The organism is Bradyrhizobium sp. AUGA SZCCT0160 (genome assembly GCF_018130105.1).
Lineage (GTDB): Bacteria > Pseudomonadota > Alphaproteobacteria > Rhizobiales > Xanthobacteraceae > Bradyrhizobium.
On record NZ_JAFCMD010000013.1, the window covers coordinates 49819 to 75667 of the forward strand.

26 protein-coding genes and 1 tRNA gene are annotated in these 25849 nt (G+C 63.4%); 18 read left to right on the forward strand and 9 right to left on the reverse strand.

Translation table 11 applies throughout. The annotated features are described in order from the left end of the window. Positions 1-1074 (reverse strand): tRNA (adenosine(37)-N6)-threonylcarbamoyltransferase complex transferase subunit TsaD, encoded by a 1074-nt coding sequence (tsaD, locus tag JQ558_RS21020; RefSeq protein WP_212210353.1) that lies wholly within the window; start codon positions 1072-1074, stop codon positions 1-3. Between the two features lie 162 nt (positions 1075-1236). Here tsaD and JQ558_RS21025 point away from each other — a divergent pair, with 162 nt between their 5' ends. The 4 genes from JQ558_RS21025 (at position 1237) to JQ558_RS21040 (ending at position 5251) form a co-directional block, all read left to right on the forward strand. Beyond that, positions 1237-1983, forward strand: a complete 747-nt coding sequence (locus tag JQ558_RS21025) for a uroporphyrinogen-III synthase (RefSeq protein ID WP_212294812.1) — start codon at positions 1237-1239, stop codon at positions 1981-1983. 53 nt (positions 1984-2036) lie between these two features. After that, positions 2037-3296 carry a COG4223 family protein gene (locus JQ558_RS21030; RefSeq protein WP_212294814.1) on the forward strand — a complete coding sequence of 420 codons (1260 nt, stop codon included), beginning with the start codon at positions 2037-2039 and terminating at the stop codon, positions 3294-3296. Positions 3297-3304: 8 nt separating this feature from the next. After that, positions 3305-5080 (forward strand): heme biosynthesis protein HemY, encoded by a 1776-nt coding sequence (locus JQ558_RS21035; protein WP_212294816.1) that lies wholly within the window; start codon positions 3305-3307, stop codon positions 5078-5080. 95 nt (positions 5081-5175) lie between these two features. Next, positions 5176-5251: transfer RNA gene (locus JQ558_RS21040), tRNA-Thr, on the forward strand. 99 nt (positions 5252-5350) lie between these two features. Here the strand turns inward: JQ558_RS21040 and JQ558_RS21045 are convergent. Continuing rightward, positions 5351-5536, reverse strand: a complete 186-nt coding sequence (locus JQ558_RS21045) for a hypothetical protein (protein WP_212273511.1) — start codon at positions 5534-5536, stop codon at positions 5351-5353. Positions 5537-5702: 166 nt separating this feature from the next. Between JQ558_RS21045 and JQ558_RS21050 the strand changes: the two genes are divergently transcribed. Continuing rightward, complete coding sequence (locus JQ558_RS21050; protein ID WP_212273512.1) at positions 5703-5924, forward strand: hypothetical protein; 222 nt, start codon at positions 5703-5705, stop codon at positions 5922-5924. 249 nt (positions 5925-6173) lie between these two features. Here JQ558_RS21050 and JQ558_RS21055 read toward each other — a convergent pair whose 3' ends face one another. Beyond that, the gene (locus JQ558_RS21055; protein WP_212210301.1) at positions 6174-6533 is read right to left on the reverse strand and encodes a hypothetical protein; all 360 of its coding nucleotides are present in this window, start codon (positions 6531-6533) and stop codon (positions 6174-6176) included. A gap of 641 nt (positions 6534-7174) precedes the next feature. Further along, entirely contained in the window at positions 7175-7363 is a 189-nt protein-coding gene (locus JQ558_RS21060; RefSeq protein WP_212210302.1) for a bacteriocin, read from the reverse strand. Between the two features lie 213 nt (positions 7364-7576). Between JQ558_RS21060 and JQ558_RS21065 the strand changes: the two genes are divergently transcribed. From JQ558_RS21065 to JQ558_RS21080, 4 genes are all read left to right on the forward strand, one after another. Then, positions 7577-7888 (forward strand): hypothetical protein, encoded by a 312-nt coding sequence (locus tag JQ558_RS21065; RefSeq protein ID WP_212294818.1) that lies wholly within the window; start codon positions 7577-7579, stop codon positions 7886-7888. A gap of 392 nt (positions 7889-8280) precedes the next feature. Beyond that, positions 8281-9021, forward strand: coding sequence for a hypothetical protein (locus tag JQ558_RS21070; protein ID WP_212210304.1), 741 nt, complete (start codon positions 8281-8283; stop codon positions 9019-9021). Between the two features lie 210 nt (positions 9022-9231). Continuing rightward, positions 9232-11307 (forward strand): ATP-binding protein, encoded by a 2076-nt coding sequence (locus JQ558_RS21075; RefSeq protein ID WP_212273515.1) that lies wholly within the window; start codon positions 9232-9234, stop codon positions 11305-11307. Continuing rightward, entirely contained in the window at positions 11304-11957 is a 654-nt protein-coding gene (locus JQ558_RS21080; protein ID WP_212273516.1) for a response regulator transcription factor, read from the forward strand. The genes JQ558_RS21075 and JQ558_RS21080 overlap by 4 nt, the downstream gene beginning before the upstream one ends. Before the next feature lie 53 nt (positions 11958-12010). Here JQ558_RS21080 and JQ558_RS21085 read toward each other — a convergent pair whose 3' ends face one another. From JQ558_RS21085 to JQ558_RS21095, 3 genes are all read right to left on the reverse strand, one after another. Further along, a complete protein-coding gene (locus JQ558_RS21085; protein ID WP_212210354.1) occupies positions 12011-12316 on the reverse strand; it encodes a DUF6719 family protein in 306 nt (101 codons plus the stop codon). A gap of 7 nt (positions 12317-12323) precedes the next feature. Then, positions 12324-12698 (reverse strand): hypothetical protein, encoded by a 375-nt coding sequence (locus JQ558_RS21090; protein ID WP_212294820.1) that lies wholly within the window; start codon positions 12696-12698, stop codon positions 12324-12326. A 706-nt stretch (positions 12699-13404) separates the two neighbouring features. After that, entirely contained in the window at positions 13405-13608 is a 204-nt protein-coding gene (locus tag JQ558_RS21095) for a hypothetical protein (RefSeq protein WP_212210308.1), read from the reverse strand. Positions 13609-13881: 273 nt separating this feature from the next. Between JQ558_RS21095 and JQ558_RS21100 the strand changes: the two genes are divergently transcribed. Next, entirely contained in the window at positions 13882-15060 is a 1179-nt protein-coding gene (locus tag JQ558_RS21100) for an efflux RND transporter periplasmic adaptor subunit (protein WP_212294822.1), read from the forward strand. Between the two features lie 107 nt (positions 15061-15167). Further along, complete coding sequence (locus JQ558_RS21105) at positions 15168-15611, forward strand: hypothetical protein (protein WP_212210310.1); 444 nt, start codon at positions 15168-15170, stop codon at positions 15609-15611. An 81-nt stretch (positions 15612-15692) separates the two neighbouring features. On the opposite strand, the gene JQ558_RS21110 is transcribed toward JQ558_RS21105, so the two are convergent. Further along, entirely contained in the window at positions 15693-16709 is a 1017-nt protein-coding gene (locus tag JQ558_RS21110; RefSeq protein ID WP_212294824.1) for a polysaccharide deacetylase family protein, read from the reverse strand. 210 nt (positions 16710-16919) lie between these two features. Between JQ558_RS21110 and JQ558_RS21115 the strand changes: the two genes are divergently transcribed. Beyond that, positions 16920-17198: a hypothetical protein gene (locus tag JQ558_RS21115; protein ID WP_212210312.1), complete on the forward strand. Its 279-nt coding sequence runs from the start codon at positions 16920-16922 to the stop codon at positions 17196-17198. A gap of 182 nt (positions 17199-17380) precedes the next feature. Then, entirely contained in the window at positions 17381-17596 is a 216-nt protein-coding gene (locus JQ558_RS21120) for a hypothetical protein (protein WP_212294826.1), read from the forward strand. Positions 17597-17760: 164 nt separating this feature from the next. Here JQ558_RS21120 and JQ558_RS21125 read toward each other — a convergent pair whose 3' ends face one another. Continuing rightward, the gene (locus JQ558_RS21125; protein WP_212294828.1) at positions 17761-19449 is read right to left on the reverse strand and encodes an MFS transporter; all 1689 of its coding nucleotides are present in this window, start codon (positions 19447-19449) and stop codon (positions 17761-17763) included. Positions 19450-19599: 150 nt separating this feature from the next. On the opposite strand from JQ558_RS21125, the gene JQ558_RS21130 reads away from it, so the two are divergent. The 5 genes from JQ558_RS21130 to JQ558_RS21150 all read left to right on the forward strand — a co-directional run bounded on the left by JQ558_RS21130 (position 19600) and on the right by JQ558_RS21150 (position 25718). Beyond that, complete coding sequence (locus JQ558_RS21130; RefSeq protein ID WP_212294830.1) at positions 19600-20973, forward strand: hydrolase; 1374 nt, start codon at positions 19600-19602, stop codon at positions 20971-20973. A gap of 165 nt (positions 20974-21138) precedes the next feature. Beyond that, positions 21139-22521: a cytochrome P450 gene (locus JQ558_RS21135; protein WP_212210316.1), complete on the forward strand. Its 1383-nt coding sequence runs from the start codon at positions 21139-21141 to the stop codon at positions 22519-22521. Between the two features lie 57 nt (positions 22522-22578). After that, positions 22579-23991, forward strand: coding sequence for an adenylate/guanylate cyclase domain-containing protein (locus JQ558_RS21140; protein ID WP_212210317.1), 1413 nt, complete (start codon positions 22579-22581; stop codon positions 23989-23991). Positions 23992-24194: 203 nt separating this feature from the next. Further along, positions 24195-24722 carry a TerB family tellurite resistance protein gene (locus JQ558_RS21145; RefSeq protein WP_212294832.1) on the forward strand — a complete coding sequence of 176 codons (528 nt, stop codon included), beginning with the start codon at positions 24195-24197 and terminating at the stop codon, positions 24720-24722. Positions 24723-24938: 216 nt separating this feature from the next. Beyond that, positions 24939-25718, forward strand: a complete 780-nt coding sequence (locus JQ558_RS21150; protein WP_212210319.1) for an SDR family oxidoreductase — start codon at positions 24939-24941, stop codon at positions 25716-25718. Positions 25719-25849 lie beyond the last annotated feature (131 nt).

The window sequence follows — 25849 nt, forward strand, 5'->3', positions numbered from 1 at the left end:
CTAGAATCCCGCCCTGGTGTTGGCGTAGCCCGCCGGCGCTGCGGCATTGGCATCGAGCAGCCAGCGCGCGCGGGGCGGCGCATCCATCGTATCGGTCAGTCCAAGCGCCATCCGCTCGGCGCCGGCCCAGGCGATCATCGCCCCGTTATCGGTGCAGAGCGCCGGCGGCGGAATGATCAGCGTGGTCTGCGCTTTCGCCGCTACATCCTGCAGCGCGTCGCGGATCGCGTGGTTGGCGGCGACGCCGCCGGCCGCGACCAGCGCGCGGGGCGGACCGAACTGCTCGTGGAACAGCCGCAGGCCGACGCTCAATCGATCGGCGGTGGATTCCAGCACCGCGGCCTGGAAACTGGCGCAGAGATCGCTGACATCCTGCGGCTCCAACGGCATCATCCGGCTGGTCTCGTTGCGCACGGCGGTCTTCAGTCCCGACAGCGAGAAATTCGCATCCGGCCGTCCGAGCATCGGGCGCGGAAACGCAAATCGCTTCGGATCGCCGCCGGCGGCCGCGCGCTCGACCTCCGGTCCGCCGGGATAGGGCAGCGACAACATCTTTGCGACCTTGTCGAAGGCTTCGCCCATGGCGTCGTCGACGGTGGTGCCGAGCCGGACATATTTGCCGACGCCGACCACCGCGACGATCTGGGTGTGCCCGCCCGAGGCAAGGAACAGGCAATAGGGAAACGCCAGCGCGCAAGTCAGCCGCGGCGTCAGCGCGTGGGCCTCGAGATGGTTGACCGCGATCAGCGGCGTGTCGTGCACCATCGCGATCGCCTTTGCGGTGGTGAGACCGACGATCACCCCGCCGATCAGGCCGGGACCCGCGGCGGCGGCGACTGCCGACAATTGCGCATAGCCGATTCCGGCCTCTTTCATCGCGCTATCGACAATGCCGTCGAGCAGATCGACATGGGCGCGCGCTGCGATCTCCGGCACCACGCCGCCGAAGCGGGCGTGCTCGTCGGTCTGCGAGCGCACGATATTGGACAGGATCCTGCCGCTGCCGTCGCTCGCCCGCTCGATCACCGCCGCCGCGGTCTCGTCGCAGGTGGTCTCGATACCCAGCACCAGCATCGGCGTGTCGCTATCCAATTTGATCCCTTGCGTATCAGGTCAAAACAACGCTTCCGTAACCCGGTAGCATTACGAGGTCTCTGGGTGCAATCGCCGGTTAAAGCCGAAACATTTTGCGCCAAGGCTTTTTCTAGCGCCAAGGTATTTTTGGAGATCTGAGGCATGGCCGTTCTCGTCACGCGCCCGCATCCGGACGATGAGGCCACCGCCGCAGCCCTTCGCGCCAGGGGTTTTGAAGTGCTTCGGGCGCCGATGCTGCGATTTGAGGCGGTGCCGTTCCATGACGATGCCGATGCCCGTTACGGCGCCATCATCGTCACGTCAGCCAACGCGCTGCGCGCCATCGCGCCGCATCTGGCCGATAGCCGGCTGCTGAAATTGCCGCTGTTCGCGGTCGGCGAACACACCGCCTCGGCTGCCCGCGACGCCGGTTTCAGCGAGGTGATGGCGGCCAGGGGCGATGCCGGTGCGTTGCGCGATCTGGTGCTGGGGGCTGTGAAATCGAAGCAACTCAAGAAAGCCAGCACGCTGCTCTATTTGGCCGGCGCCGATCTCGCGCGCGATCTCGCGGGCGAATTGGGCGAGAAGGGGTTCACCGTCGTGACGCACACGACCTACCGGATGATTCCGGCGTCCAGCCTGCCGCAGGAAATATGTGACGCCTTCGTGGCGAACCAGATCGAGGCGGTGTTGCATTATTCACGCCGCAGCGCGCGGGCCTTTCTGAACGCGGCCCGGTCGGGCGGCGTCGAAATATCGGCGCTGGCGCTGCCACAATGCTGCATTTCCGCTGCCGTTGCCGCCGTCTTGCGCGATGCCGGCGCGACGCAGGTCACGGCGGCCGCCCAGGCCGACGAAAATGCCTTGTTCGAGGCTTTGAGCCGTGCTTTGCGGACCCGATTGGCCTAACCCCGCCCGATTCTGATAGGTTCAGGGCAACTCACGCTAAGGGAACCGCTGCGATGGTCGACGACAGGCCCGAAAATCAGGGATCACCGCCCGAATCGGAGCGGCCCAAGCGCGAGCCGCCGACGATCGATCTCGAGGCGACCGAAGTGACCAGCGAACCTGCGAAAGCAGGCGATACAACGAGTGCGGATACCGCCGCGCCCGAGACCGCGGCGCCTGAGGCCGCGGCGGCCGACACCGAGACTGCAACCGCGGCGGCCGCGGCGGAACCGGCGCCGCAACCGGTGCCTGCGCCGGCGCCGGTCTCGCCCTGGATCGTTGCGCCCGTCTCCGGCGCGGTGGCGGCCGCGCTCGTGATCGGCGTCGGCTGGATGCTGGGCTGGCCCGCCGTTCAGCCGGCGGCAGCGCCGCCTGCGCCGCAACTCAACGCCGCGATCGATGGTCTCACCACGCGTGTCGCAGGCCTGGAGACGAAAACAAGCAAGCCCGCCGCGCCGGTGGCCGATCCGGCTTCCCTGGCGCGGATTGATACGCTGGAAAAATCGCTCGCCACGTTGCGCGGCGAACTCGCAACCGCGCGCACGCAGAACGAAAAACTTGCGTCCGCCGTCAACGAAGTGAAATTGGCGCCGCGCGCCGACGGCGCTCCCGCTCCCGCGCCCGATCTTTCCGGGATCAACGAACAGATCGCGAAGATCGAAAGCAGCGTACGGGCGCAGGCCGCGGAGATCGCACAGCAAGGCAGCAAGGTCGCCGACTTAAAGCCGGCCGAGACGAAACCTGCCGACGATCAGCCGCTGCGCCGGGTGGTGGCGGCGGCTTTGCTCGATGGTCTCGTGCGAACCGGCGATCCCTATCCGGCGGCGCTGAACACGGCGAAGGCGCTGGCGCCAAACGCCGACGCGCTGAAGCCGCTTGAGCCGTTCGCGGCAACGGGCGTGCCGAACGCCGGCAAGCTCTCGGGCGAATTGCTGACGCTGGTGCCGAAATTGTCGCCGGCGGTGCCGCAGGACGCCGCCACGACTGGTTCGGGCATCGTCGAGCGGTTGCAGGCCGGCGCCGCCAAGCTGGTCCGCATCGAACGCACCGATACCGCCGGCAATGACCGCGGCGCGGTGGTGGCGCGGGCGACCGCGGCGGCGTTGCGCAACGATGCCAATGAAGCGCGGCGCGAATTGAAAACGCTGGCGCCGGCCGATCGCGCCCCGGCGCAAGCCTGGCTCGACAAGGCCGATGCGCGCGATGCCGCGCTGGCCGCCTCCCGTCAATTTGCGGCCGACGCCATGGCCGTGCTCGCCAAACCGGCGCAATAAGGAATCCGATGGTCCGGATCATTCTGTTTCTGCTGTTGATCGCGCTTGGTGCAGCGGGCGCGTCGTGGGTGGCCGAGCAGCCCGGCGACGTCGTGCTGTTGTCGGGCAATCTGAAGATATCGACCACGCTGCCGAGGTTCTTGGCGGGGCTTGGCATCGTCATCGTTGCGGCCGTCATGCTGTGGGCGATCCTGCGCGGCCTGTGGCGCACGCCGGCGCGTCTGCGCCGCAATCGGCGCGAGAAGCGTCACGCCCGCGGGCGGCACGCGATCACGCAGGGATTGCTCGCGATCGGTCACGGCGATTCCACCGCCGCCCGCGCGCATGCCGAAGTCGCGCGCCGCCATGCGGCAGAGGATCCGCTGGCGCTGCTGCTGGAAGCGCAATCGGCGCAGCTCGATGGCGATCGCGAAGGCGCGCAGCGCGCTTTCCACGCCATGGCCGAGCGTGAGGATACGCGGCTATTGGGCCTGCGCGGCCTGTTCATCGAGGCGCAGCGCGCGGATGATCCCGTCGCCGCCGTGATGGTCGCCGAGGAAGCGCTGAAACTGTCGCCGTCATCGTCATGGGCGTCGCATGCCGTGCTCGGCTTCTGCTGCGCCAAGAGCGACTGGACCGGCGCGCTCCGTATTCTCGACAACAATCAATCCTCGGGGCTGATCGACAAGACGACCTATCGCCGTCACCGCGGCGTGCTGCTGACCGCACGCGCGCTTGAGCTGGAGAAGGTCGATCGCGATCTCGCGCGCCAAAGCGTGATGGAGGCGGTCAAGCTGGCACCGACGCTGGTGCCGGCCGCGGTGCTCGCGAGCAAATTTGAAAGCGAGGCGCATCAGGTGCGGCGTTCGATGCGCCTGGTCGAAACCGCGTGGCTGGCGCAGCCGCATCCTGATCTCGCCGATGCCTATGCCCATGTGAAGCTCGGCGATTCCGCGCGCCAGCGGCTGGTGCGCGTCGAAACGCTGGCGGCGAAAGCACCCGGCCATATCGAGGGCGCGCTCGCGATCGCGCGCGCCGCGATCGACGCCTCCGAATTTACCAAAGCGCGCGAAGCGCTGGCGCCGTTCATCACCGCGCCGACGCAGCGGGTGGCGCTGCTGATGGCGGAGATCGAGCGCACCGAACATGGCGACAGCGGCCGGGCGAGGGCGTGGACCTTGCGCGCGGTGCGCGCGCTGCACGATCCGGCCTGGACCGCGGATGGCTATGTCAGCGATCGCTGGCGGCCGGTCTCGCCGGTCACCGGCCGCCTCGACGCCTTTCAGTGGCAGACGCCGGTCGCGGCCTTGCCGTCCGACAAGGGCCCCGCCATCGAATCCTCACCGTTCGAAGAGGCGATGCTGGCGACGCCGCGCCGCGCGGTCGTGCTCGAGCCGCCGGCTCCGGCCCCGGTCGAAAGCGGGCCGGCGGAACCGGCGGCCCCCGTCGCGCCGGAGCCTGTTGTCGCGCCCGCGGCTGCGGCCGCCCAGGACAACGCGCCGCCCGCCGCCAGCGTCGAACCGGAACCCGCCCCTGCGGCGGAGCCTGAGCCGTCCCCCGCACCGACGCCGCCGCCCGCCCAACAACCGGCGCCCGCCGTTGCCGCGCCGCTGTTTCGCGCCCGCCAGGACATTCCGAAGGCGGTTCCGGCACCGATTCCGGCCGTGATTCCCATTGTCCGGGCGCCGGACGACCCGGGAATCGACGAAGACGGCCCTCCGGACGAATTCGCCCAGCAAATCGGCCCGCCCAAGGCCCAGGCCGGCGGCTGGCGGGGATTTTTGTCACGCTGGGGCGGGGAGTAGAGTTGGGAGGCAGCGTTTTTCTTGCCAAGGCGGGCGCTGCCCGATATCAGGTGGCACGCGTTTTCGGCCCATTTGCCGAACGCTGCGTCTGGTCCGCCGCAATAGCTCAGTTGGTAGAGCACGTCATTCGTAATGACGGGGTCACAGGTTCGAGTCCTGTTTGCGGCACCAATGACTTAGCCGGTTTTCGGCACCTTCAAAAATCAGCCGGGGTAGGTCGGGGGTAGGTAGCGCCCCGCGCGGCCAATCTGCCTGTTCGGCCCTTGAGCGCTATCGCCGTTCGCTCTGCGGCGGGTTGGCGTTGGGGGCGGTTGACGAGGCTTCAGCGTCCTCGGCAGGCACTTCGCGCGCTATCAATCGGGCGAGTTCGACAAGGCCATCGTCGAACGGGCGGGCGCGCGGGGTTGGTCTTTCCGGCCGGGAGGCGACCCGGCTCAACGCTGCTAGGATTTTCATTGTACGATTCCCCCGACCGCTGCGGCACTGGGTCAAGGCACTCTAAAGCGCTTCGTTCCGATTTGATTAAAATGAAGGCCGACAACTGAAGAACGTAGTCAACGCCGTCCTAACGTCGGTCAAGGTCAGTGGCCTCTTAACGCGTGAACGCTAAGATGATGGGCCCATGCCTGACAACGTCCACAAATTTCGCAGAATCAAATGGGCAGACCCGAAGTGGTTTAAGATGATCGATGGTTTCAAGTCAAAGCCGCGCGGTTCGCGCTATTTTTCTGGCTTGGTAGGCTTCAACGCGCCCGAAACAGGCAGCCGCGCGCGATGCGAGACAGAACGTCAAAAGGGCGAAGCAGCCCAGCGGCGGCTTCGCGAACAGCGGCGGTCGTCCTGATTTCCAGCAAGTCACTTGCTCTTGTCCGGCGGGAACGGAAGGCGCTAATGCGTGCAACTTTGGACGCCGCTCCTACTCTGCCCCGCCCGTGGTGCTGACCTAGCGGAATGATTCGGTCGGCCGCCATAGACACGCTCAACCTTGTTTGGCGTCGATGCCTTGTCCGATGCTGAAGGCAAAGCGGACCTACGACGCATCATGCCGAAGCGACGCGAATGACCCAGAGCCGAACTCGCGGCTATGCAGCCGTTATCGACCAGCATGCAATCGCCAAGGGGCGACGTCTGTGGCAATCAATTCAAAGATTGCCTGCGACATAATCTCCCTGAAAGCAGTGGCAGGGGGCGGGGTTCCACTGCACTCTGCTTCTACCGACAGTTTTGAATTCCCTGCAGCCGAAGCAAATATTTCATTGAGTAGTCGAACGCAGTCGTCCCACTCAGCATGTGACGGCGGTTCGTCGGCTCGAATATGAATGAAACACTTCTGCGGGTCGGCGGCAGCGTAAATGCCTTTGATCCATGTGAATGCGGGCCAAATCAATTCGAACAATGCCAACTGTATGCCGGCCAATTTCTCATTCAGTGCATCTTCTGACAGGCCGTTCATTATAAAGCAGCTCCGAGCATCCAAGTGAGGGCAACCAAGAAAGCTGTCGAGGCCATCGAAGGTGCATTCTGATATCGCCGAGTGTCAATGCTGCGCCGTCGGCTATTGGCACTTAACGGACCTAATGCGAAGGACCAACGAAGTCCGCTGATAGCGTTAAAGCGGACGTGATCCGCGCAAGCGATTCGTCCGCTGATCTATCCACACCCGCCGCCGGTCGCGCCCCGATGCTTTTCAGGGCGCAAGGGCGGGTGTGATTCGCGAATCCGACGCGGCTGCGCTTTGATTGCGTCATGCCATGGCGGCGAAAACCAAATTCTCGATTGCGATACTGGTCAGGCGGGACGCCGACCACGGCAAAGGCCGCTGGCTTCACGTCGATTCTTGTCTACTGCGTCGGCCCGCCTGTCGGAGACCCGCGCAAACGGTGTTGGCATTCGGCGGCTAACCGAACGGGGTCACAGGTTCGAGTCCTGTTTGCGTCACCAGCCTCTCTCCCGCTCTACGCGCGTATTCTCAACTGATCGGTGTAGATCTGCGGAAATTTGTGGCCAGCTCCCGGTAGCGCAGCGTGGTCACGACATGCGCCCCAGGTCGGTCACGCCGACCGGGGCGACTTTTGGTCAAAGTGACCGTTTCACTTACAGCCGAATTGTCGGGGCTTCGATTGCGCCGCGATAGTTGCTCTCCATGAGCTGCTTCTGGGCGATCATGAAGTCGGTCCTGGCGCCAAAGCCAGTCGGATGCAGATGGATATATCCGCCTCCAGTGACAGCGGCGAGGTCGTTCTCGGTGATTTCGCGAAGTTCGTTCTGATTCCCGGTAGACATGGCACATCCTCCGTTTAGCTCGACCGGCGCGATCATTCGCCCCGTTCCGTCGATCTCGGAAAAATGCCCCGTCTTGCAATGATGCGCTGTTCCCCAGGTAACAGCCGATGCGTGACCGGCATCACGGAGCGCCCCGCATATCGCGTCTATGTCGGCAAAGCAGAGAGCGCTCATGCACCTGCTGCCATGCTTGTCCGAACATGGAGGCGCCGCATGCTGAAAATATACCTGAAGGTGAAGAGTGCCGCCCCTGTGGCGTTGCTCAACCGTCGACTCAGCGACGTGCCTCCCAAGCAACGTGACGAACTCGCTCGAAATTTGAAGGACGAGTCCGACATCTATCCGCGTGCGCTACTCCTGATATTCGCGTTGGTCTCGTGCGCGTTTGCCGCGCTGGCGATATTTGCTGCTATCGACGCGTGGAAATCCGGAAACTGGGTGCAATTCACGGTAACGCCTCCGGGAGCGATCTTCTTTGCATGGTGTGCGTGGGCATGGCTGCGCCGATGGATTGCCCGCGCCTGAACAGCATTCCGCGCTCACGGCAACAGTGGTACGGGCGGTGTGATCTTTCTCCCGGATACGATCTCCGCGGTGCTCGGAAGCTATTTCCGGCATTTTTCCCTGCCTATGCTGCGCCGTTAACCCTCCATTAACCATGTCGGCGCACCCTGCGCTGTCCCTTCTGGAAACGAGTGTGCGGCGAGAGGCCGTCCCCGCTGTCCCGGTGACGGCTTTTTGCCTTTCCGAACCGTGGAGTAGAGCCATGTCTGAACCGGGCAAGGTGCAACTGGGGGTAAATTTGCTTTCCGCATTCACATCGACAATTGCCGTTGCCCTGGTCTTGGGCTTGCCAATGGCGGTCGCTATAATCTGGCTTTGCTCCTGATTTCTCCGCCTGGCCAGAGGGCAAGGCAGTGTTCGACTGGTGGAAATCGAAAAAGCCTTCGACGAAGTCCGCCGACCGGGGACGCGGCGGCGGACCGCACGTCATCCTTGAGGAATTACGCAGCCGCGTTCCGCGGTACCTCGATGATGCCGATAACGGCAAACTGATCTATCCGGCCTGCAAGCGGGCGCTTTCGGATCTGGATGGCGATATCAGCTCGGTTTGGGATCACACCCGACTCGAAGCGATGCGATATGTCACGATGGTGCCAAGCCCGCAATTCGAGTTGCTGACCGGTTCGGACCGCCAGATCGAGATGATGAACGCTTACTTGTTTCAGCGTCCTCACGACGAGACCGTGATCGATTTCACCGGAACTGCGACGACCGATTTTGCGATTGCTATTGTGGCCGGCCTCAATTGGCTGACGCATTGCGCCCAATTGTCTGGCGTTGAACCAGGCAAGCAGTCCGGCACGATTCGCAATTTTCGAAGGATAGTCACGTTGGCGCACCAATGGTGGCTAACCGAGGGAGCCGGCGAACGCGCCAGCCGATTGCTTGATAATGGCGAGCAGCCACCGCTGATGTTCTATTTGGTATGGAACGACTATACGCAACTGGCAAAGCACATCGCGGCAGCCACCGTATTTGGATCGTCCGCCAACCGTGCAGCAAAGCTGGTTGCACTTCCCGCCGACCTCATTCCCCGTTTTGAGGCCGCTCAAGATCCGCTGGAATTGGCCGACGACGCAGCACGACCCCGCTAGTGGTTTGATCGGCTGCATTCCCTGAGGTTCATGCCCAGCTTTGGCGGGGCCGGAACCAAAGGATCTGGAACCCCGATGGATTGCGAGCGTCAGGATTTACCTGACGTCCGTGCGGCCAACACCATGCCTGGCAGACCAAGGTCAGGCTGGTCCGATCCGCCAAATCCCGTAAGGGTGGTCCGGGTTCAATTTGCTCCGGCGGAACGATAGATGCGCACAGCTGTAATCGCGGAGTTGGCTGACAGGCTTTCCTCCGGTTCAGGACGAAGGAACGAGGGCATATGGCTGTTCGCCGCGCTGGCTCTGACCGCCGCCATCCCGGTCCTGCTTCTCGGGGGATGGATCGCCTACATCACCGCTGACCAGGAACGCAGCTACGCGCGTAAAGCGGCCACCGAAGCGCTGACCCAGGTCGCGCATCAGATCGAAGCCGAAATTTCGCGTGAGATGCAGGTCGCGGAAACGCTCGCGAGTTCGGCCGCACTCGACAACGGGAATTTGGGTGACTTCTATCTGGAGGCAACGCGGATCGTGGCCGCCCGCCCGCTCTGGGAGACGGCCGCGCTGACGAAGCCGGATCAGGAGCAGGTATTGAACGTGCTGCGCCCGCTCGGTGCGCCGCTCGGACCGGTCATGGACAGTGAAAGTTTCAACGCCGCCGTCCGCACGCGAAAGCCGGTCCTTGGCGGACTTGGTCCGTACCAGGCTGCGATCGGCAAACAGCTGGTGTCCCTGCGTGTCCCGGTCATCAGGGATGGTGAACTCCGCTACATCCTGACGATCGGGCTGTTGCCCGACCAGATCGGCACGATCCTCGGTCAGGCCGGACTGCCGGCCGGATGGGCCGGCACGGTGATTGACGCCAAAGAGCGGATGGTGGCGCGCACGCCCGACACGAACACCGCCAAGGCAGACGCGAAAACGCCTGCAGTGCAGGAAGCCATTGCCCGCGGCGGCGCGAATTCGCGCAACACCAAGACCAGTGAGGGCATGGATGTCGAAACCGTCCATCGCGTGCTGGCCGGCACCGAAGGATGGTCGGTGCATGTGGGCGTTCCGCTCGCTGAACTGAACGCTCCCGTGTCTCGCTCCTTGCGACTGTTGTTTGGCGGAACCGCCGCAAGCGTCGGGCTCGCCATTGCCCTTGGTCTGGTGATCGCCCGGGAAATTGCCCGCCGGCGTCGCATGGAGGCGCTCGAATCGGCAGCGGCTTTGCTGGACAGCGAAAAACGAGGGGCGCTTGCGATCGACGCCGCCGAGCTCGGCACCTGGCGCTGGGATCTGTACACAAACGAGTTCAGCGGCTGCAGCCGCTTTTGCGCACTGCTGGGCCTGCCGGCCGCCCGATCGGGCGAAACAAAATGGCCTGCCGACGGGATTTTCGCGAAAGTCGAACCATCGCATCGGCCGGCGCTGGCGGCCTTTGGCGCTGCATGCCTGGAGAGCGGCAAGTCGAGCAGCGTCGCATTTCAGATTCAGTCCGACGACCGCGGCGAGTATTGGTTGCGCGCGGCAGGGAGAGCTGAAGGGCGGCCCAATCATCGCCATGTGATTCACGGCGTGCTCGCCGACATTGACGTGTCCAAGCGCGCGGAGGCGGAGCGGTCGCATCTGCTGCGACGGCTTGCCTCCGCCCAGGAAGAGGAGCAGCGCCGGATATCGCGGGAACTGCACGATCAGATCGGCCAGACGGTGACAGGGTTGTCGCTCGGCCTCAAGGCACTCGAGCAGGGGCTCGCCAGAGGAAACAACGGAGCAGCGGCAACCGAGCAGGTACGATGGCTGGAACAGCTCGCGGCGCAGATAGGCCGCGATATTCATCGCACGGCTTCGGACCTGCGGCCGACGGCGATCGACGACCTCGGAATTTTCAAAGCGATCGAGGCCTACGTTGCGGAGTGGCAGGAGCGTTATGGCGTTCGTGTCGATGTTCAGACGTTCGGGCGAGACGATCAACTTCCCGCCGATGTGGCGGCGGTGCTGTACAGGTTGGTTCAGGAAGGGTTGAACAACGTCCTGAAGCATGCCCAGGCCAGCAAGATCAGTCTCGTGCTCGAAAAAAAATCGGAAGGGTTGGCGCTGGTTCTTGAGGACGACGGAATAGGTTTCGATCCGGAAACCTCGCAACGCAATGTGTCGCACGGCCGGGCGCCCGGATTGGGCCTTTCCGGCATGAAGGAACGCGTGGCGCTTCTTGGCGGCAAGATTGCCCTGGAATCCGCGCCAGGAAAAGGCAGTACGATCTTTGTCCAGATTCCGCTGGAAGAGCTTGTGAGCGTCAGATGACCCGCATTCGCATCGCCCTCGTCGATGATCATCCTGTCGTGCTGGCGGGCATTCGCGCGCTGCTGCTGGACGTGCCGGACGTCGAACTCGTGGGTGAGGCGAATACGGGAGCGGCAGGTTTGAAGGCGATTTGCGAATGCTCCCCGGATATCGCGGTGATCGATCTGTCCCTGCCGGATTTCAGCGGCATGGAACTCGCGCGTCGTCTGAGCAAGCGGTGTCCGGCGGTGAAGATCATCGCGCTGACCGTTCATGAGGATCGCGCCTACGTCCACCCCGTGCTGGACGCCGGAGCGAGGGGATATCTGTTGAAGCGATCGGCCGGAGACGAATTGCTTCGCGCCATCCGGGCCGTCAACCAGGGATCGCTCTACCTCGATCCTGCGATCGCCGAAAAGACATCGGCGAAGGTGCCCGAACTCGCGTCGGCGGGCGAGGACGATGGCGGTGAGCTCAGCCCTCGCGAAGAGGACGTCCTCAAACTCGTGTCGCAGGGATTCAGCAACAAGCAGATCGGCGGGCAACTCGAAATCAGCGTCAAGAGCGTGGAGACCTACAAGGCGCGCGCCTCCGAAAAGAAGGGACTGCATAGCCGCGCGGATATCGTTCGCTATGGCATCAAGCAGGGCTGGCTTACGACTCCAAATTGAGCGCCTGTAACAGGTGTGAAGTCACGTGGCATCGCTGCCTGCGCCGCGAATCATCATCGCGGGGCGGTCTTGAGATCACTCATCGGCACGCAGCTCTTCTTCCGCCGCTGATTCCGCGGCGCACCCTGCACCTTCAAGACCTTGCCGGCCGAACACGAGCCGTCGTTGACATAGATCGTGGTATAGGGATCCATCATCAGCGGTTCGTAGGAATAGAGCTTCTGGGCATAGGACGGTTGCGCAACGAACAAGGCCGTCGCGAACAAGGCCGTCAGAAGCGCGCCCCATGCCAGTCGACGAGAGCCGCGCCGGAACGCAAGGCATGCGCTGTCCTCAACGTGCCCGTTACGTGCGCTCACGGGCATCTCATCGATCCTCTTGACGTTGAAATGTCTCCGCCGTCGAGGGCGCATTCCGCGACAGGCTGTGAATGATGTCGGTCACCGGTATGAGATGGCGGGCGTAGACCTCTTGAAGCCTTCGAATCATGTCGATGTTTTCTGCTGACGCGTTCAAGCGAAAGCCGCCATTCGTGCAAAGCACGAACCCATCTACGGAAAGCCGTTCGAGCGCCTTCGCGGTTTCCGTCTCGCTGGCGTAGATGCGGGCTGCGATCTCAGTCACTCCCCAGTGTTCTCCGGGGTTTGACCAAATGAGCAGCAGCGCTTCGATTTGTGCCACCGAAGCGATGTACTTCAGGATGAAGTCCCGAACCTCGCCGGGGACGTATTGGGCTGCCATGAGTTGGGCCGAGCTTGTGCGTGCGAACGAGAGAGGGTGTCCTGGCGGCAGATCGTGGTGCGATCGCCAGAGGATAATTCAGGGATCATTCCGCCGGTGAGTTTTGAACCGCCGGCGTGGCTCGCGTCCCCAAGGATCGCTCCGCCCGCGCCGCCTCGCCCTCATACTCGTCGACCAGTGCCTGAAGTTTAGCTGCAAATTTCGGGTCGGCGGCGCCGACTGCCAGCTGCTTGAAAAACATGGCCCGCGCACGCAAGTGCTTGCTTCCATATGGCTTGTTCAATTCGCAGTTGGCTCGACCCACCGTCGCATTCCCCATTCTTACATGCTGCCGCTCGGCGCCATTCTAGAGCCCAACCAGTCGTACGGGCGTCAGGAAAAGCCTGTCAGGGTCAACGGTTGTCTCATCAACGGGACGGGACTGCTGCCAAGGGCTGCTGCAAAAGGCAGGCGGGAGCCCCCGAGATGTTCATGGCGTTGGAGAGGGTGTCGCGGCAGTTTGCGGAACGGATCCGCTGCGTGAATCATTGTTGCAAATCAGGCAGACAGCGCGGGACGTCAACCGTCCGTCGACGCCTAACCGCTCGTAACGGTGTGGCGTTCTTTCCAAGCACGGAACGCAGTAAGCCAAAGGTGGACTCTTGATCGTCTTGCCATCCAGCATTTCAAAACCCCCGATCTTGAAAAAATTTGCGTAAATCTCCCGTTATTCTTCGCTTTCGTTGGCCCCACCCGCAATCGCCACCACGCCCACGAAGCCAAGGGCGCCTGCCGAGATGAGCGCATTAATCCTCAATGCCGCCGGAGGAACTCCCAGCCCGTACCAGACCAGCAGCATCATCAACAATGCGGCCACGCATGCGCTTCCGAGGTAGATCGTGAGTGCGACAGCCAGATCTATGATTCTCATCGTTGGCTCGCGGCTATCTCGGGTTCGGCGTTACCCTGAATAGTAGAACGACGATGATCTTCGGAACGTCAGGAAAATCCTGTCAGGTCTGCCGGGGGATAGTGCACTAGTCATTCCTAAAGCAATTCGCGGTAATGACGCTGGACGGTTCCAGGATCTGATCGGGTCCAACGGCGCTGACCCTGCTCAGAGCGGCTGAATCCGATCGGATTGCCTGGCAAGACTTGGAAGCCAAGACTTGGAAGTCAAGACTTGGAAGTACTGGGGGATTAGATGAAGCATCACTCGGGGCTGGCGTGCGGAGCATTGTTGTTGGCTGGCCTTGCGCCGTTTCTTGCTGGTTGCGATGAGCCGAGGGCCGCGCAAGCCGCAACCAAGGTTGAATCCGAAGTGGGCGTTATTTCCGTGAAACCGCATCCGCGTGCCCTGGTGCGCGAACTGCCCGGTCGCATCGCGCCCACGCGCATTGCCGATGTTCGGTCCCGCATATCGGGCATCGTGGTTGAGCGGATGTTCCACCAGGGCTCCGAAGTAAAGGCCGGCGATCCGCTTTATCGAATCGATCAAAGGCCGCTCGAAGTCGAACTGCGGGCAAGCGAAGCGTCGCTGGCAAAGGCGACTGCCGCGCTCGAACTGGCTTCGCATCAGGAGAAGCGAACGACGCTGCTCGCGAGTCAAAAGGTGGTCTCCGAAGCCCAGCATGAGAAGGCGGTCGGAGGCTTGCGTCAGGCCGAAGCGGACGTCGCGGCCCGCAAGGCCGACGTTGCCCGCGCACGGCTCAAGCTGAATTACGCAACCATCCGCGCTCCCATCGATGGCGTGGTTGGCGCTGCACTTGTCAGTGAAGGCGCCTTTGTCGTCCAGAACGAATCCAATCTCGCCACGATTCGGCAGCTTGATCCGACCTACGCAGACTTCACCCAATCGGTAACCGAGATGAACCGGCTTCGCCGCGCGTTTGCCGACGGCGACCTGGACCGGATCGCGCCCACGACAGCCCGGGTTCGCCTCGTGCTGGATGACGGAACCGTTTTTCCGATGCACGGCAAATTGCTGTTCTCGGAATCCAAGGTCGATGCCTATACCGGGCAGGTGACAATGCGGGCCGAGTTTCCAAACCCGAGACGAGAATTGCTGCCGGGCATGTATGTCCGGGTTCTCATCGAGCAGGGGGTCGACGCCGACGCCATCACGGTGCCGCAACAGGCCGTCCAACGCAACGCGGGGGGAGGCAGCGAGGTCTTTGTGGTCAAGGACGATGGTCGTGTCGCGGTGCAGCCGGTCCGTCTTGGTGAGGCGCAGGGTGGCCTGTGGCTGGTAAACGAGGGTCTGCGTGAGGGCGACCGGGTGGTGGTGGATGGATTTCAAAAGCTTGCGCCAGGCGACAAGGTCAAGCCGGTGCCTTACATCAATGAAACGGCGTCGGCCGATGCCTCCCTGGGGCGCCGATAGCTCGCGCCTATTCAGAGAAACGGCCGCTGCCCCCTATGTGACCTATCTCACATAACGATCCGCGGTCCTCGCCTAGTTTTCCCGCCACCAAAAACGGGAGACACATCATGCGCAAGATCATTCTGATCGCAGGGTTCGTTTTGGCGTCTGTCAGCGCGCAGGCCGGGGATAACAGAAGCCTCTCGCTGGCCGGAAGCGATACGCAAACAACCGCCGCACCGGCCCGGACCAACGCGCCGCCGCAAATTGCCGAAGCTGCCGAACCGCCGAAGGCCGAAGCCCCGCGCGCGGCCGAGGCGCCCAAGGCGGAAACTCCGAAATATGTCGAGCGTCCGGCGATCGTCGAAACCAAGCCTGACCGGTATCGCCACGAGCCGCGTTACAAGGACGAGCCGCGATATCGCGACGAACCGCGCTACAAGGATGAGCCGCGATATTCGGACTCGCCTCGATATGATGATGGTCCCCGATACGATAAGTCCCGGAGGTCACGCTACTGGACCGAACGGCGTATCATCAACGCGCTGCATCGACACGGCATTTACTGGTAATTCCAGAAAGCAAAACGCGCCCGCGGGATTGATCCGGGGCGCGTTTTTGTTGTGGGCTGATGCCGGCGGCGGCGCGCTTGACTACTCCTGAGCCGTCTGCACCACGCTGGCGATCGGGCGGCTGGCGACGGTCGGGACCTTGAGGTCCTTGACCAGCATCGCGTCATACTCGGCCAGGGTCTCGAGCTGCACCTTGGCCTTCATCAGCACGACCTTGTAGCCGCCGGCCTTGAGGCGGCGCAGCAGCGTCGGCAACGCCGTCGCGGTGTGCTTCTGCAGGTCGTGCATCAGGATGACGCCCTTGCCCTGCTTGTCGAGCTTGGTCATGACGTTCTGGATCACCTGATCGGGACCCGAGGATTTGAAGTCGTTGGAATCGACGTCGACCGAGAACATCGAGATGTTTCGCGTGCCGAGATAGGCCAGCGTGGGTTGGGTGTGTCCGAGCCCGGGGAAGCGGAAGAACGGCGCGGGTGCAGCGCCGATCGCCATCTTCACGGCGCTGAAGCCCTTCTCGATCTCTTCCTTGGCCTGCGCTTCCGTCATCTTCTTGCTGTCGAGATGCGCGTGCGACCAGGTGTGCGAGCCGACGGTGTGGCCGGCTACGTAAACCTGGCGGAGGATTTCGGGGTGATAGGTGGTGTGCTTGCCGACCGGGAAGAACACCGCCTTGGTGCATTCGTCCGCCAGCGCCTTCAGCACTGCAGGTGTGGTCGGCCACGGACCGTCGTCGAAGGTCAGCACGACCTCCTTCTCAGTCAGGAAGTCGAACTGCTTGTATTGCAGGAAGCCGAAACCCGGTCCGCCCGTGGTGTCGATGATGACGGTGCGGCTGACGCCGAGCGCGTCGGGATTGGCGCAAACCGGTTTTGCGGCCACCGGCGCAGCAGGTGCCGGCGGCGGGGCCGGCTTCGTGAGCGACGCCGTTACCTCGACGTCATCCTTCGGCTTGGCGGCGGCCGGCAACGGCTCGGCCTTGCGGGCGGCGACAGTTTGAGGGGCCGCATCGGCACGCGGCGAGGAGGTCCAGAACCAAACACCGGCGATCACAGCCGCCGAAACAACAGTGGCCAGCATCAGGCCTAACGCATTACGCATCGTTACACTTTCCACATAACGCAAGGGACACAACGCAACGGGCCATTAATGCCAATAAGGTCTTAACGCCTCCCCAACACGGCGCCGGGAGTTCAGGAAAATTAGGGGCTTATCTCTGTGTGATGAACGTCACAGCGGGAATGGTGGGCGGAGTGCACGGTCGGTCATCAACAACGGGCCCCGCATCCGCGGCGCCAATGGGAGCCGAAAATGACCGCTTTCTTCACCACCGTTCGCAACGTCAGTGTCGTGCTGGCCGTTGCCGCCTCGCTTTCCGCTGTTACCTCGACCGCGGGCTATGCCTTCAGCGAAGAAGCCCGCTCGCAGTGCACGGGCGATGCCTTCCGCCTCTGCAGCTCTGAAATCCCGAACATTCCGAAGATCACCGCCTGCATGGTCAAGAATCGCGCAAATCTCTCCAGCGGTTGCCGCGCTGTGATGGACCGCGATTTCGCCGCGCAGCGCGTCAGCAAGGTCGCCGCGCAATAACCCAGTCTTCCCCGGCTCTCTCGAAAAGCGCTTGCGTCGATGCGACGCAGGCGTTTTTGCGTTTGCCGGCCGCCAATTTCCCGCATCTAACCGCTTCCCCCGGACCAGGTCCGGGCTGGCTTTCGCCTGAAAACGCGATAGAAGGCGGGGATCGTTTATTGCTGTGTGTGAAGGCGACTAAGATGACCAGATTTCTTTTTGTTATTCCCTTTGTTCTGATGGCGTCAGCCGCTTCGGCGCAGCAGCAGCCGGGCCATGACACCTGCGCCCGCGACGTCTCGCGGTTTTGCCGCGCCCAGATGAATGACGGCGACATGGTCGTGCTGGCGTGCCTGCAGCAGAACCGCGCCCGTATCAGCAAGGGCTGTCAGCAAACGCTGGCGGCTCACGGGCGGTAGTTAGCCTCTCCGTCATTCCCCGATGCGCAATTGCGCATCTGAGGGCGTGCGAAGCACGAGCTATGATGTGCAATTGCACATCTGAGAATCCATAACCACGATAATGAGTATGGATTCCGGGCCTGCGCCAAGGGGCGCATCCCGGAATGACGATGGTGAGATAGCTACGTACTACTCCCCGCCACGGTCGCGACCGGCAACACCTCGTTGGCGGCGCGGTCGGGCGTATCTTCCTTCCAGCGCACCGATCCGAATGGCCGCTCCAGCATGCGGCGCACGCGGATCGGCTCGGGTCCGAGGTGGAAGTCGATCGCGCGCTGGTGCAGCGCGCGTTCGGATTGCGTCGCGCGGTTGCGCTGGCGCAGATAATCCAGCCAGGTCGGGCAGTGATAGCGTTCGGTCCACAATTCGGGATCGGCGATGTCGCGCGCGATCGACCAGCCATAGGCGCCGTTGCGCTGGCGGCTCAGCTGCACTTCCTGCATCACATTGTGGAACAGCCGGGCGTTGTCCTGCGCCACGCGATATTCGATCTCGACCACCAGCGGGCCGCTGCGTCCGGTCAGCGACAGCCGCACCTCGGGATCGGCCAGCACTTCGGTGGCAGCCTCGTTGCGCGCGCCGACCGGTGGCATGCGCAGCCAGATGCCGAGAACAGGCGAAACCAGCATCAGGCCTGCGGAGACCAGCAACGCGGCCTCGACGCCGGCGTAGTCCGTAAGATGGCCCCAGCCCCAGCTTCCGACTGCGATGCCGCCGGCGATCGCGGCCTGGAAGGCGGCCAGCGAGCGGCCCGCGACCCAGCGCGGCGCCGAGAGCTGCACGCCGATGTTGAACAGCGCGACCGCCAGCATCCACACGCCGCCGGCGAGCACGAGGGCCGCCGCGGTCAGCGCCGCGTTCGTGCTGAACGCCACCGCGGCAATCGCGCCGGCCATCGAAATCGCGCAGGCGCGCACCGCGGCTTCGCCGCTCAGCCGCTTGCGCACTTCCGTGATGTTGAGCGCCCCGATAACGGCGCCCATGCCGAAGGCGCCTAACATGATGCCGTAGGTTTGCGCGCCGCCATGCAGCAGATCGCGCGCCACCAGCGGCATCAGCGCCGAGACCGAACCGCCGATCAGGCCGGTAACCAATGTTCGTATCAGCACGATGCGGATCGACGGCGAGTTGGCGATATAGCGCACGCCGGAGACCATCGCGCGGTTGAGACGCTCGCGCGGCAGGCGCGACGGCTCGTGGGTGCGGTTCCACAGAAACAGCACGACCATCAGCGGCAGATAGAGCACCGCGTTGACCGCGAACGCTGCGACCGCACCCGCGGTCGCGACCACGATGCCGCCGACCGCCGGCCCAAAGCTTCGCGCGATGTTATAGCTGATGCCGTTGAGCGCGACGGCCTGCGGCAGCGTTTCCGCCGGCACCTGCTCGCTGACCGAGGCCTGCCAGGCCGGACCGAACAACGCCATGCCGCAGCCGACGACAAAACACAGCGCCAGCAGCACATTCGGGGTGACGAGGTTGAACCATGCCAGCACGGTCAGCGCGGTGGCGCCGACCAGTGCGATCGACAGCGAGACCAGCGCCACGATACGCCGGTCGTGCATGTCGGCGATGGCGCCAGCCGGCATCGAGATCAGCATGATGGGGAGCATCAGCGCGGTTTGTACCAAGGCGACCTTGTCGGCCGAGGACGTCATCTGCGTCATCGCCCAGGCCGCGCCGACGCCCTGGATCAACAGACCGAGGTTGGACACCAGGCTGGCCAGCCAGATCCGCCGGAACACCGCGTGCCGCAGCGGCGCTGCGATGCTGTCGGCGGCAAAACGCGAGCGCTTCGGCTGGTCGGTCATGGTCCGTTCCGCCTGTCCCTCTGTCACCGGTTTGATTCCATTTGCATTTAAAGAGATGCCTGCGAAAACCCTGCCCTGTCCAGTAGTTACGCCGCCCTTGGTGGTGCCAGGACACAGCTAAAGTACTGAAAAGTAACGGAAGGTCACAAAATGAGCCTATCGCGGCGATCGATCCTGAAAAGCGCCGGCGCGCTATCCTTGCTGGGCGGCCCCTTCGGATTTCAAGCGTTGGCACAGGCGGCGCCGGCTGTGCCTGCCGCCGCCGAGATTCCGCCGATCCTGTTCGTGCACGGCAATGGCGATCATGCCGCGCTCTGGATCACCACGCTGTGGCGGATGGAATCGAACGGCGTGCCGCACGAGCGGATGTTCGCGATCAATTTCACCGATCCCCTGGGGCGCAGCGACGACAAGGTGGAGCAGCCGAACCGTTCGTCGACCGAAGACCAGCGCCGCGAACTTGGCGAGGCGATCAAGGAACTGAAACGGCGCACCGGTGCGCCGCGCGTCGCGCTGGTCGGCAATTCGCGCGGCGGCAACTCGATCCGCAATTATGTCAAGAACGGCGGCGGCGGCGATGTCAGCCATGCCGTGCTGTGCGGCGTTCCCAACCACGGCGTCTATGACTGGGACGACGGCCTCGGCGGCGAGTTCAACGGCCGCGGGCCTTTCCTGCGCGGCCTGAACGAGGGCGAAAAAGAAGTCACTGATGGCACGGCATTTCTGACGCTGCGCAGCGACGGCATCGACAAATTCGCGCAAGCCGACGGCCGCTTCGTCGGCAAGCCGGGGACGCCGACCGGTATCACCGCGGAAGGTCCGGCGCTGAAGGGTGCAACCAATCTGGCGCTCGGGGCTATCGATCATCGCGAGACCGCGTACCATCCGCGCGCGTTCCGCGAGATTTACAAGTTCATCGCCGGCCGCGAACCGTCGCGTCTCGACATCGTGCCGGAAGCGCAGGTCAAGCTGAGCGGGCTGGTGACGGGCATGCCGACCGGCGTTCAGACCAACCGTCCGGTATCCGGCGCAACGGTCGATGTCTATCGCGTCTCCGCAGAGACCGGCGAACGCAATGGCGGGCGGATTCATTCTTCGCAGACCGGCGCCGATGGCCGCTGGGGTCCGGCGCAGGTCGACCCCAGCTGGTATCTCGAAATCGTGCTGACCTCGCCGCACGCGACCACGACGCATTTTTACCGTTCGCCATTCCCGCGCTCGTCCGACATCCTGCATTTGCGGGCCGCCCGGCCGCTCGGGTCTGCCGATTCCGGCGCCGGCGCTGTCGTGCTGATGTCGCGGCCGCGGGGCTATTTCGGCCTGCCGCGCGACGTGGTGCTGTTCGACGGCAAGGAGCCCAAGGACGTGAAACCGGGCGTGCCGACCGATTCGGTCACCACCTTGCGGCTTCCGGCCGAGGAGGCAGGCCGCGCTGTGGTGGCGCTGTTCAACCAGGAGCGAATCGTGGCGCGGGCCTGGCCGGCAGCGGAAAACCGGATTGCGGTAGCTGAGCTGACTTATTAGCTGTTTTCTCGACTATTACCGGTGCCGGCGCCTTTGTCATGCCGGGATCGGAGACATAGATTGGATCTTGGATAAGATCTTGGCCCGCATGAGCGCAGCGATATGCGGGGCTTTGGCACCATCCCGGATATCGCTTCGCTCATCCGGGCGACGAAAGTGGCGCCTATGAGCATTGCCGAAGCCTACGACATGCCGCTCGTGCGGCCGCTGGTGCCACCGAGCCCGCCGCGTGCGCCCGACGACATGACGATGCTGCGGCGGATCAAGGCGATCCGCGAGAACGTGATCGGCAGCTGGGGCCAGCGGGCCTATGAAGAGGACATCGTCCGCGGCCGATTCTTCAGGCGCAGCACTTTCATTCTCAACACGCCGGACGCCATCCGGCATGTCCTGGTCGACAATTACGAGAATTATACGCGCACGCCGGCCAGCTTCCGGGTGCTGCGGCCGCTGGTCGGCGACGGATTGTTGACCGCCGAGGGGCGCGCCTGGAAACATCAGCGCCGAACGCTGTCGCCGGCCTTCACGCCGCGCGCGGTGACGACGCTGGTTCCGCACATGCTGTCGGCAACCGACCAGACCATCGCCAAGCTCAGGGCCGCCAGCAATGCGCCGGTGGATCTGCGCCAGGTCATGCAGCGGATGACGCTCGAGATTGCCGGACGCACGATGTTTTCGTTCGGGATGGACCGCCACGGCGCCGCCTTGCGCAATTTCGTGACGGAGTATGGCGAGCGGCTGGCGTCGCCGCATTTTCTCGACATTCTGCTGCCGCCGCGCTGGCCAAGCCCGCAGGATTTCGCGCGCGCCCGCTTCCGCAAGCGCTGGACGGCTTTTGTCGGTGTGCTGATGGCCGAGCGCCGCGCCGCCGGCAAGACCGAAGGCGCCCCGCCGCGCGATCTGTTCGACCTGATGGGCGCGGCGCGCGATCCCGAAACCGGCGAGGCCTTCACCGACGAACAGCTCGGCGATGAAGTCGCGACCATGATTCTCGCCGGCCACGAGACGACGGCCACCGCGCTGTTCTGGTCGCTCTATCTGCTCGCGCTCGATCCCGCGACCCAGGAAAAACTGGCGTCCGAAGTGCAGGGCGCAAGCGTCAATGGCGAGCTCGAGATCGAGCGGTTGAAATTCACCCGCGCGGTGGTCGACGAGACCATGCGGCTTTACCCGCCCGCTTTCCTGATCATTCGCGCGGCAGCCGGGCCGGATACGATCGGCGGCATGCCGGTGAAGAAAAACGACGTCGTGCTGATCGCGCCGTGGCTGCTGCACCGGCATGAAAAACTGTGGCGCGATCCGAACGCGTTCGTGCCTTCGCGCTTCATGACGGGGACGCCGCCCGATCGCTTCGCTTATCTGCCGTTCGGTGTCGGCGCGCGCGTCTGCATCGGCGCGCATTTCGCGCTGGTCGAGGCGGTGCTGGCGCTGGCCAAGATGATCGGCGCGTTCCGTGTCAGCATGGTCGACAACGCGCCGGTGATGCCGGTCGGCGTAGTGACGACCCAGCCGGACCGCTCACCGCTGTTTGCCATCGTGCCGCGGTGATGCGCATGGCGCATTGCCTGACTTGGTGGCCCGCCCAATCTTCTTTAGGCTGCGATCATGAGTGACGTCAAAGCGCAATTTTCGATGCTCAATCAGACCGCCGATCCCGCGGTCGCCGATGCGATCCGGCTTGCGGTCGAGAACGGCCAGGACCATGAGCTCAACCGCATCAATGTGCTGGATTTTGCGAAACGGAGCGGGCTGGACGAAGAGCGGGTGATTTCGGGCTTTCTGCACGCGTCGCGGCTTGGATTGTTCGACCTGACCTGGAACGTGTTGTGCCCCGGTTGCGGCGGTGTGCTCGGCGCCCACAGTACGCTGAAATCCCTGTCTCCGCATGACTACCATTGCGGCCTTTGCGCCTGCGGTTACGAGGCCTCGGTCGACGAGCAGGTCGAGGTAGCCTTTACCGTCAGCCCCCGGGTCAGGCGCATCGCCGCGCATGATCCCAATACGCTGCCGGTCTGGGAATACTACAAGCAGATGTTCTGGAGTTCGGGCATCGATTTCGACGCGGCTGATATCGCGACGCTGGCCGACGAAGTGACACTGGATACGCTCGAACTCCCGGCGGGCGAGAAGGCGGTGCTGTCGCTGCAATTGCCGAAAGAATTCATCATCGTGTTCGAACCGGTGACGCATTCGGCGGAGTTCATCGACGTTCAGGGCGAGCCGACCAAGGAACGCCAGCAGCTGTCGCTGGTCTACAACAAGACCGCGACGCCGACGGGCGGAACGAGGACCATGCGTCCGGGACCGCTGCGATTGTCGCTCGACAATCAGGCCGATGTGCGGACGTTGCCTACGGTCTTTATCGCGGGTGATGTGATGCATCACCTGATCGGCAAGCGGAAGCCGTTTCTCACGGCCAAGCGGATGCTGTCGAACCAGACCTTCCGCGACGTGTTCAAGGCCGACAATCTCAGCGTCGATCAACGCCTCAAGATCACGTCGCTGACCTTCCTGTTCACCGATCTGAAAGGATCGACCGCTCTGTACGAGCGGGTCGGCGATCTCGCCGCGTTCGATCTGGTGCGCGCGCATTTCCACGCGCTGCTGGAAATCATCTCGTCGGAAAAGGGTGCCGTCGTCAAAACGATTGGCGATGCCGTGATGGCGACGTTCATCAAGCCCGAACATGCGATCGTCGCGGGCTTGCGCATGCGCTCCGCGATGGACGCCCTCAATGCTGCGCGCGGCACCGAGGACCTCGTCGTCAAGATCGGCATTCACGAGGGCCCGTGTCTTGCCGTCATGCTCAACGAGCGGCAGGACTATTTCGGCCAGACCGTGAATATCGCCGCCCGTGTGCAGAGCCTGTCGACCTCGCAGGAGATGCACATCACCGGTCCGGTGATCGAGTCGCCTGCGGTTGCCGGCATCCTCGAGAGGGAAGCGATCAAGCCGATCCAGAAACAGGCGGCGCTGCGCGGCATCGCCGACAAGATCGTGGTGTACGAAATACCGTAGAGGTGGGTCCGTCATTCCGGGATGGTCCGAAGGACCAGACCCGGAACCTAGAGATTCCGGATTCGATGCGTTGCATCGCCCCGGAATGACGACGTGATCCAGATTGCCTAAACGTAATGCTTCCCCGGTAGCCCCCGCGCATTGCGCGGCCTGATTTTCCACGCCATATAACCGCTATCAATCTTCGTTCCATAGAGGTGCCGATGCTCGACGGACTTCGCCAATTCATCGCCGACATTATCTCTCCCGATGCGAATCAGGATCGGGCGTTCGACGATACCGGGTATCTTCTGGCGGCGACGGCGCTGCTGGTTCACGTCATCTCGCTCGACGGCGAACCGACGGCGCTGGAGAAGCGCAAATTGCACAGCCTGATCGAAAGCCGCTTTGAGCTCGATCCCGGCACCGCGGACAGATTGATTGCCTCGGCGACGCGGGTCGAAGGCGACGCGGTCGATCTCTATCATTTCACCAGCGTCATCATGCGCAGCGTGAATGAGGAGGGCAGGCTCCGCATCGTCGAGATGATGTGGGAAATGGTCTATGCTGACGGTGACGTCACCGAGTTCGAGGATAACGTGCTCTGGCGCGCCGCAGATCTCCTGGGCGTCTCGTCGCGCGACCGGATCGATCTCAAGCGCCGTGTCGCGGAGCGGCAAGGGAATTCCGAAGGCAAGTCTCAAGGCAAGCCCCTCGCGGGCGCGTCGAAGGCGGCCGACGCGACAACTTAAGCGCTGTGCCTAGCCGCAGATGACGAAACTTTAATGTGGAGCGCGGCCCGCGATCCCGACGCGCGATAGACCCTGAAAATACTGGACTTCGATTCAGCAGGCGCGTGCCTTTGCGTGGCGATATGCTCGCGGGGTGGCTTGCGTCGCACCACAAGCCTATGCTCTCGTTCTCCCGTTGGGCGGCATTTCCGTAATTCATTTTAAGAGCACTCGATCGTGACTGAGCGTGTGGCGCTGATTACCGGTGCATCGGCGGGCATCGGCACCGAACTGGCGCGCGTGTTTGCTTCCAGGGGCCATCGCGTGGCGCTGGTGGCGCGGCGCGAGGACCGGTTGACGGCATTGGCGGCTGAAATCACCGCGGCAGGCGGTGCGGCGCCGATCGTGATTCCCTGCGACCTCACCCAAACGGGGGCAACCGACCAGATTGCCGACGCACTGACGGCGGCCGGCGTCGAAGTGGAATATGTTGTCAACAACGCGGGCTTCGGTGTGTTCGGCAAGGCGATCCAGCGCGATCGCGCCGATCAGCTCGACATGATAACGGTCAACATCCGCGCGCTGACCGATCTGTCGCTGCGGTTTGCCGATCAGCTGATCCGCCATCGCGGCGGCCTGCTCAATTTGGGCTCGATCGCGGGTTTTCTGCCGGGCCCGGGCATGGCGGTCTATTACGCGTCCAAGGCCTATGTCTTGTCGTTCACCGAAGCGATGCGGGCGGAACTGGCGCCGCGCGGCGTGCGCGTGACCGTGGTGTGTCCCGGCCCGGTGCCGTCGGAGTTTCAGGCCCGCGCCGGCTTCGCGCCCGGATTTGATTCGGCCATCCTCAACGTCCTGCCCGCCGATGTCGCCAGGCAGGCCTACGACGGCCTGATGGCCGACAAGCGCGCGGTGTTGCCCGGTTTTGGTATCAAGATCGTGCCGTTCCTGCTGCGGTTCTTTCCGCGCTCTTTCATCCTGGCGGCGGTCTGCCGTTTCCAGCTGCGCAAGCGCTAAAAGGCGGCGTGACGCGCCTCACAGACGCTCTGGCCCGCGATTTGCTTACAGATATTTGCAAATATCTGCAGGCCCCGCATGAACTCACCTGAAATTAAGACTCACTTAGGTATGGTTTTGGTTTGAGGTCC